This window comes from Corallococcus sp. AB049A (assembly GCF_003668885.1).
In the GTDB taxonomy this organism is placed as follows: domain Bacteria; phylum Myxococcota; class Myxococcia; order Myxococcales; family Myxococcaceae; genus Corallococcus; species Corallococcus interemptor.
This window is the reverse complement of sequence record NZ_RAWL01000729.1, coordinates 1-2,174: the sequence shown is the minus strand read 5'-3', so window position 1 is coordinate 2,174 and position 2,174 is coordinate 1. Positions and strand designations below refer to the sequence as shown.

Here is a 2,174-nt window from a genome sequence, read left to right as displayed (position 1 = left end):
CCTCCAGCCAATCCCCCAGCCGTGCCACGCCCTGCTCCACGCCCACCCGGGGCATCCAGCCCGTCGCCCGCGTGAAGGCGCGCGTGTCGGAGACGTAGTAGCGCTGATCCCCCGTGCGCCAGTCCTCGAAGCCGACGCGCGGCGCCCGGCCGGTGCGGCGCTGGATGAGCGCCAGGAGTTCCAGCAGGCTCACCGTCTGCCCCGGCCCACCGCCGATGTTGAAGGCCCGTCCCCGGATGCGGGGCATGGCCTGCTGGGCCAGCCGGAAGGCGCGCACCAGGTCCTCCACGAAGAGGATGTCGCGCACCTGCAGGCCGTCGCCGTAGAGCGTCAGCGGCTCCCCCTCCAACGCTCGCAGGAGGAAGTGCGCCACCCAGCCCTGGTCCTCCGTTCCGAACTGCCGGGGCCCGTAGATGCAGCTCATCCGGAACACCACCGTCGGCAGGCCGAAGCTGCGCGCGTAGTCGCGCACGTACTGGTCCGCGGCCCCCTTGGAACACCCGTAGGGGCTCTCGAAGTCGAGCGGGCACGCCTCGCTGATGCCGTTCGCCAGCGTGTGCGCGTCCACTGGCGCGTAGCGCTTCCCCCGGGCCTTGAGCTCCAGTCCCGGCAGCCCGCCGTAGACCTTGTTGGTGGAGGTGAACACCAGCGGCGCGGGCGTCTGCATCTCCCGCAGCGCCTCCAGCACGTGCAGGGTGCCGCGCGCGTTGACGTCGAAGTCGTGGAGCGGAGACTGGAGGCTGTGCGTCACCGCCACCTGCGCGGCGAAGTGGAACACCTCGCTCGCGCCAATCACGGCCCGACGCACCGCGAGCAGGTCGCGCGTGTCCGCCACGTCGATGCGCAGGCGCTCGCCATGGCGCTCGCGCAGCCAGCGCAGGTTCCGCTCCACGCCCGGGCGCGACACGTTGTCGAACACGCGCACCGTGCGCCCCTCCTGGAGACAGTGGTCCGCCAGGTTGGAGCCGATGAAGCCCGCGCCCCCGAAGATGACGACCGTCCCCGCTCCGCGTCCGGGCCTCATACCGTGAGCCCCCGAGCATCCAGCTCCGCGCGCGCCTGCGCGGCCCGGTCCTGGGCCACCTGCCCCACCAGCCACCGGGACAGCTCCAGCAGCCCCTCCTGGAAGCCGACGCGGGGCGCATAGCCCAGCACCTCGCGCGCGCGGGTGATGTCCGCGAAGCAGTGGCGGATGTCCCCCATGCGGTACTTCCCCGTCACCGCCGGCCGCATCCGGGACAGTCCCATCACCTCGCCCACCGCGCGCGCCACCTCGCGCACGGTGACGGCCCGGCCGCTGCCCACGTTGAGCACCTGCCCGGCCGCGCCCTCCACCTGGAGCGCCAGCCGGCAGGCCTGCGCCACGTCATGCACGTTGACGAAGTCGCGCTGCTGGAGTCCGTCCTCGAAGAGCAGCGGCGCGTTCCCGTTGAGCAGCCGCGACGCGAAGATGGCCAGCACGCCGGTGTATGGATTGGAGAGCGCCTGACGGGGGCCGTAGACGTTGAAGAAGCGCAGCGCCACGGTGGGGATGCGGTACGCGCGGCCCACCAGCAGACACAGCCGCTCCTGGTCGAACTTCGACAGCGCGTACACGGACGACAGCGCGGGCGCCTTGTCCTCCGGCGTGGGCACGGGCGTCAGCCGCGTGCCCCGCGCGTCGCGAAGCTCCCAGTCCCCCGCCTGCAACTGCGACAGGGAACGCTCCGGCCCCGGCACGGTGCGCCCGTCCGGCGTCAGGCACAGCCCCTCGCCATAGACGCTCATGCTGGAGGCCACCACCAGCCGCTCCACGGGGTGCTCGATGAGGGCCTGGAGCAGCACGGCGGTGCCCTGGTTGTTCACCGACGTGTAGTGGGCGACCTCGTACATGCTCTGGCCCACGCCCACTGCGGCGGCCAGGTGCACGACGGAGTCCACGCCCTCCAGGGCCTGGCGCACGGCCTGCGGGTCGCGCACGTCCCCGACGTGGAGCTCCACTTCGGGAGCCAGGTAGTCCGGGCGCTCGCGACCGGGGCCGTGCACCTGGGGCACCAGCGCATCCAGCGCCCGCACCCGGTGGCCGTGCGCGAGCAGCTCGTCCGCCAGGTGCGAGCCGATGAAACCCGCGCCCCCGGTGATGAGGATGTGTTTGCGGCCCATGCGCCCTCCCGCCCCCGGGCCGCGTCCACACG

At 72.6% G+C, this 2,174-nt stretch carries 2 protein-coding genes; both read right to left on the bottom strand.

Translation table 11 applies throughout. The features are described from left to right. On the bottom strand, positions 1–1,024 hold a 1,024-nt coding region (locus tag D7X55_RS38770), incomplete at its 3' end, for an NAD-dependent epimerase/dehydratase family protein (RefSeq protein WP_120553069.1). Next, positions 1,021–2,142, bottom strand: a complete 1,122-nt coding sequence (locus D7X55_RS38765) for an NAD(P)-dependent oxidoreductase (protein ID WP_121725656.1) — start codon at positions 2,140–2,142, stop codon at positions 1,021–1,023. The genes D7X55_RS38765 and D7X55_RS38770, both read right to left, overlap by 4 nt. Positions 2,143–2,174: the final 32 nt, after the last annotated feature.

Bases quoted from the DNA above. Each gene is read 5' to 3' on its own strand.
- D7X55_RS38765 (WP_121725656.1), bottom strand. From the start codon at position 2,142: ATGGGCCGCAAACACATCCTCATCACCGGGGGCGCGGGTTTCATCGGC.